Origin of the sequence: Arthrobacter sp. 2YAF22_2 (assembly GCF_052114645.1) — a bacterium.
Lineage (GTDB): Bacteria > Actinomycetota > Actinomycetes > Actinomycetales > Micrococcaceae > Arthrobacter.
In genome coordinates this window covers 1-5558 of the sequence record NZ_JBFRFD010000234.1, presented here as the reverse complement: position 1 = coordinate 5558, position 5558 = coordinate 1, and the positions used below count along the sequence as shown (strand labels likewise).

At 66.9% G+C, this 5558-nt stretch carries 5 protein-coding genes and 1 pseudogene; all 6 read right to left on the bottom strand.

Annotation, left to right across the window (positions count from 1 at the left end; genetic code table 11):
- Positions 1-44: 44 nt before the first annotated feature.
- Positions 45-1052 carry a protein translocase subunit SecF gene (secF, locus tag AB4Y86_RS10900; protein ID WP_441402252.1) on the bottom strand — a complete coding sequence of 336 codons (1008 nt, stop codon included), beginning with the start codon at positions 1050-1052 and terminating at the stop codon, positions 45-47.
- The gene (gene secD, locus AB4Y86_RS10895; RefSeq protein WP_441402251.1) at positions 1053-2837 is read right to left on the bottom strand and encodes a protein translocase subunit SecD; all 1785 of its coding nucleotides are present in this window, start codon (positions 2835-2837) and stop codon (positions 1053-1055) included.
- A 106-nt stretch (positions 2838-2943) separates the two neighbouring features.
- On the bottom strand, positions 2944-3351 hold the full coding sequence (yajC, locus tag AB4Y86_RS10890; RefSeq protein ID WP_441402250.1) for a preprotein translocase subunit YajC: 408 nt from the start codon (positions 3349-3351) through the stop codon (positions 2944-2946).
- A gap of 204 nt (positions 3352-3555) precedes the next feature.
- On the bottom strand, positions 3556-4677 hold the full coding sequence (ruvB, locus tag AB4Y86_RS10885; protein ID WP_441402249.1) for a Holliday junction branch migration DNA helicase RuvB: 1122 nt from the start codon (positions 4675-4677) through the stop codon (positions 3556-3558).
- Complete coding sequence (gene ruvA / locus AB4Y86_RS10880) at positions 4670-5323, bottom strand: Holliday junction branch migration protein RuvA (protein WP_441402248.1); 654 nt, start codon at positions 5321-5323, stop codon at positions 4670-4672. Before ruvA ends, ruvB begins: the two co-directional genes overlap by 8 nt.
- 94 nt (positions 5324-5417) lie before the next feature.
- Positions 5418-5558: pseudogene (locus tag AB4Y86_RS10875) on the bottom strand (crossover junction endodeoxyribonuclease RuvC); the annotation flags it as partial.

Genomic DNA, 5558 nt, shown 5'->3' with positions numbered 1-5558 from the left:
GAGACCGTCACAGGGACGTTCTCCGGCCCGTCGGGCGGACTCGGTTAGGCGGTGGCCGGGGCTGTCTTGGCGGCACTTTCCGCGCGCCGGGACTGCACGCGCCGGGCCTGCTTGATCAGTTCCGGCTCGCCCTGGCGCAACGCGGCGTACAGCGGCGCCGCGATGAAGATGGTCGCGGCGGTGCCGATCAGGATCCCCACGAAGAGCGCCAGCGAAAGGTCGCGCAGCGTTCCAGCGCCGAGCAGTCCGGCGCCGATGAACAGGATGGCGCCGACCGGCAGGATGGCCACCATCATGGTGTTGATGGAGCGCACCAGGGTCTGGTTGACGGCGAGATTGACCTCTTCGCCGAACGTGCGCCGGGTGGACGCCTGCAGGTCGGAGGTGTTTTCGCGGATCTTGTCGAAGACCACCACGGTGTCGTACAGCGAGTAGCTGAGCACCGTGAGGAAGCCGATGATGGCCGACGGCGTGACCTCGAAGTCGCTGAGCGAGTACACCCCCGCGGTGATGAACATCGTCACCAGCATGCCGGCCAGGGCGGAGATCGACATCTTCCAGGTCCGGAAATACAGCGCCATCAGGACCGCGGCGAGGGCCACGAAGATCAGCAGGCCGAGCAGCGCCTGCTTGGTCACGTCCGCGCCCCACGTCGGGCCCACGAACGTCGAGGTGACCTCGTTGTCCGTCACGCCGTACGTCTTGGTGAGGCCCTCCTTGATCTTGAGGGTCTCGTCGTCGCTGAGCTTGTCCGTCTGGATGCGCATGGTGTTGCCGGCGACGTTGGCGACGCGCGGCTGGCTGCCGGACACGACATCCTGCACGGCCTTCTCGCCGAGGCCGGGGTCGGTGTCCTTGACGTTGGACACAGTGAACTCCGAGCCGCCGCGGAACTCGATGCCCAGGTTGAAGCCGCCCTTGGCGATCGGCAGCAGGATGGACAGCGCGACGGCGACCGCGGCGATCAGGAACCAGATCCTCTTGGACCCGACGAAGTCGTACGAGCGCTTGCCCGTGTACAGCTCGTTACCGAATGTGGCGAAGCTGGCCATTTACTTGCCCTCCTTGGACGCGCTCTTGGAGGAACCGGCAAGCTCTCCCTGGTTACCCTGGTTTCCTTGGTTTTGCTTTTCCGCGAGACGCCGTTCTGCGATGGTCATCCGGCGCTCGGCCTCGGCCACGGCACCGGTGTTCTTGGCACGCGGCGCCGGAACCGGCTTGTCCTGCGGGGTGCGGATCCGCCCGGCACCCCTGTACAGGGGCACAGCGCCGAGTCGCTTCGGGTCGAGGCCCGAGAACTTGTGGCCTTCGCCGAAGAACTTCGTGCGCGCCAGGGCCTGCAGGGTCGGGTGGGTGAACATGAAGACGACCATCAGGTCGGCGATGGCGGTCAGGCCCAGGGTGAAGGCGAAGCCGCGGACATTGCCCACTGCCACGAAGTACAGCACGAGCGCTGCCAGCAGGTTGACGGCCTTGGAGGCCAGGACGGTGCGCTTGGCACGCTTCCAACCGTTCTCCACGGCCGAGACCAGGCCGCGGCCTTCCCGGAGTTCGTCACGGATTCGTTCGAAGTAGACGATGAAGGAGTCCGCCGTCTGGCCGATGGCCACGATCAGGCCGGCCACACCGGCCAGCGAGAGGCGGTAGTTCTCCGTCCAGCCCAGGATGGCGATGGCCAGGTAGGTCAGCGCACCGGCGACGACCAGCGAGGCGACGGTGACGAAGCCGAGGGCCCGGTACTGGAACAGCGAGTAGACCACCACCAGCAACAATCCAATCAGGCCAGCCAGCATCCCCATCCGGAGCTGCTCCCCGCCGAGGGTGGCCGAAATCTGCTGTTCGCTTTGAATCTCGAAGCTGATCGGCAGGGCGCCGAAGCGCAGCTGGTCCGAGAGGGCCTTGGCGGACTGCTCGGTGAAGCCGCCGGTGATCTGCGGGCGGCCATCGGTGATGACGGCCTGCGCCCGGGGAGCCGAGATGACCTGGTCGTCGAGGACGATGGCGAACTGGGCCTTCGGATCCGAACCTGTTTCTCCGCCGGCTGCGACGTAGAACTGGTTCAGCCGCTCGGTGACGGTCTTGAACTTGGTGGTGCCTTCGGCGTCGAACTGGATGTCGACGGCCCACTGGTTGGTGACCGCACCCTGGGCGCCGCGCTGCAGCTGGAAGGAGGAGGTGGTGATGTTCGATCCCTTGACCTCTACCGGTCCGAGGATGTACTTGATGGCGGGTTTGCCGTCGGCTGCGGGTTCGCAGGTCACGAGCGGCTTGGCCGGATCGGAGCGTTCCTGCTTGTCCTGGGACGGGTTGACGCAGTCCAGCGCCTCGAACTTCTTGTAGACGTCTGCGGTGACCCAGTTCTCGTCGCTGCTGTTCGCGGGCGCGGCGGTCGGCTTGGGCAGCTTGTCGTCCGGGGTCCGGGACTCAACGGGGACCGCCGCGCCGGCACCGGACTGGATGACGGGCCGGAAGTTCATGTCCGCGGACGCCTGGATCAGGGCCCGGGTTTCCTTGGAAGGCGTGCCCGGCAGGCTGACGACGACGTTGCGGCCGGACTGCGTGCTGATTTCCGCTTCGGCGACGCCGGAGCCGTCCACGCGCTGGCGGATAATCGCCACGGCCTGGTTAAGCTGCTCTTCGTTGATGCCCGAACCGCCCTCAACCTTGGGCGCCAGGATCATCTGGGTGCCGCCTTCAAGGTCCAGGGCCAGCTTCGGAGCCCAACTCGCGTGCCCGGTGATGACGCCACCGGCCAGGACGGCGGTCAGCACGGCGAGCATCACGCCAAGCCAGACCAGCACCCTGCGGGCTGAGTTTTTGGGGCCAGTTCGTGCCATTGTCGATCTTTCTATTGTTTACGGAAGAACCGCCGGTGCTGCCTGCTGGGCATGCACCGGCGGATGCCCGCGCACCGTAGCTCCGCGGGATAGCTCAGGAGGCAGACTAGCTGTCTTTCTTGCCTTCGTCGCTCAGGCGGCGGAGGGTTTCGTCCGGCGTTTCGCTGCGCGGCGCTTCAGAAGCCGGTGCGGTGCTGTCGGCCTTGTCGAACGTCAATGAGGAGGCGTCGTCCGGAACAATGGTGGGCTCGGCGGCTGCGACRGCCGGCTCGACAATCTTGGTGACAGCCTGGCGGTGCACGGTGGCGGTGTTGCCAGGGGAGAGCTCCAGGACGACCTTGTTCTCGGCTTCGTCGATCTCGACGATGCGGCCGAACAGGCCGAAGCTGGTCATGACCTCAACGCCGGGACCGAACTTCGACTGGAGCTGGGCCTGCTGCTGCTGCGTCTTCTTGTTGCGGCGGAACATCATAAAGACGAACACGGCGAGCATGACGAACAGGAGAATTGTCATTGGATCCAAGGGAAAGTTCCGTTCTGTACTTACAAGCTGGTTTCAGAGCAACGTCCGCTTCGCGCCGGGCTGTGGACCTGGCAGGTTTTCCGGCCGGGGACCATGCCCGGCCAACGGCGGCCTGGCGGTGGCCGCACATGCAAATAAAGGCCCGAACGTGCCGAGTGTCATTCCAGTCTAAAGGGAAAAGGTCATAAGCGAGTGCTATTGGCCGTTGCGGATCCATTCCGGCTCGGCTTCGTTCGTGCCGGCTCCCCCGAACCCATCCGGTTCGGCACCGGCGTCCACGGCCTGGAACAGCTCCAGCGGGTCCTGTCCGAAGGCACCGGCGGGCACCGCGAAGCCGAGGTGTGTCCAGGCCGGCGCCAGCGCGATCCGCCCGCGCGGCGTCCTGCCCAGCAGGCCCTCCCGGACCAAGTACGGTTCGGCGACGGTTTCCACCGTTTCGGTTTCCTCGCCGACGGCGATGGCCAGTGTGGAAAGGCCCACCGGGCCGCCGCCGAACTTGGTGATCAGCGCCTCCAACACCGCCCGGTCCAGCCGGTCCAGGCCGCGCTTGTCCACTTCATACATGTCCAGCGCGGCCGACGCCGCGCGCGCGTCGATCTGTTCGACGCCGTGCACCAGCGCCCAGTCCCGGACCCGCCGCAGCAGCCGGTTGGCGATGCGGGGCGTGCCCCGGGACCGGCCGGCGATCTCGCTGAAGCCCGCCGAATTCACCTTAAGGTCCAGTAGTCCTGCCGAGCGGCGCAGCACGAGCTCCAGTTCCTCGACGGCATAGAACTCGAGGTGGCCGGTGAAGCCAAACCTGTCCCGCAGCGGTCCGGGCAGCAGTCCGGCGCGGGTGGTGGCACCGACCAGGGTGAACGGCGGCAACTCCAGCGGGATCGCGGTGGCCCCTGCGCCCTTGCCGACGACGATGTCGACGCGGAAGTCCTCCATGGCCATGTACAGCATTTCCTCGGCCGGCCGGGACATCCGGTGGATCTCGTCGAGGAACAGGACCTCGCCCTCGGAGAGCGAGGACAGGATGGCCGCCAGGTCCCCCGCATGCTGGATTGCCGGGCCGCTGCTGATCCGCAGCGGGGCATTCATCTCGGCGGCGATGATCATGGACAGCGTCGTCTTGCCCAACCCGGGCGGCCCGGACAGCAGTACGTGGTCGGCGCTGCGGCCGCGCATCCGGGAGGCCTCCAGCACGAGTGAGAGTTGTTTGCGGACCCGGTGCTGGCCGACGAAATCGTGCAGGTTTTTCGGCCGGAGGGCCGCCTCAATTACGCGCTCCTCCGGTTCCTCTCCCCCGCCGACGAGGGACGGCTCAGCCACGGGCGCCTACCCGGTTTCCGGCGCGCGCGCCGTCCTGGCCCAGCCAGCGCAGCGTGGCGCGGAGGATTTCGGCGACGTTGCCCTGCTCGGCCAGCTCCGGCGAATCGGCCAGCGACTTGTCGATGCTGGCGGTGGCATCCTTCTCGGACCAGCCCAGGCTCGTCATGGCGGCCACCACCTGCGGCTTCCAGACGGCTTCGGCAGAACGGGCAACGGGGGCGCCGTCGGGGGTGCCGGCGGTGCCGTGCGGGACCAGCTTGCCGGCCAGTTCCAGCACAATCCGGCCCGCGACCTTGGGGCCGATGCCGGGCACCTTGGTGAACGCCTTGCCGTCGCCGGAGTGCGCGGCGACCCGGATCGCTTCCGGTTCATGGACGGCCAGGACCGCCAGCGCCAGGCGCGGTCCCACGCCGCTGACGCTGAGCAGCACGTCGAACACCTCGCGTTCGTCGTCGCTGGCGAAACCGAACAAAGTCAGCGAGTCTTCCCGGACGATCAGGGAGGTGAACAGCCTGCCTTCGTCGCCGACACGGAGCCGGCTGAGGGTCTGCGGCGTGGCGTTCACGCTCATACCGGCACCGTTCAGGTCGATCACCGCCGAAGACAGGCCGACGTGCGCAACGCTTCCGCGGAGAAAACTGATCAAGGCCTGGCTCCTGGGTTTACGGCTGGTTTACAGCCGGCTATCCGAACATATCTACGAATACCCTACCAAGTTGTGCGGTCACTCAGCCGGACATTCAGCGCGCACGGCGCGCTTTTGCCTCCGCGTCCGCCCAGGCACGCTGTGCGGGGGTCAGGGACTGGCCGCCTGGTCCCGTGGTAGCGACGGCAGCACCGCTGCCGGCCCGCCACGCATGCGTGATGGCAAGCGCCAGCGC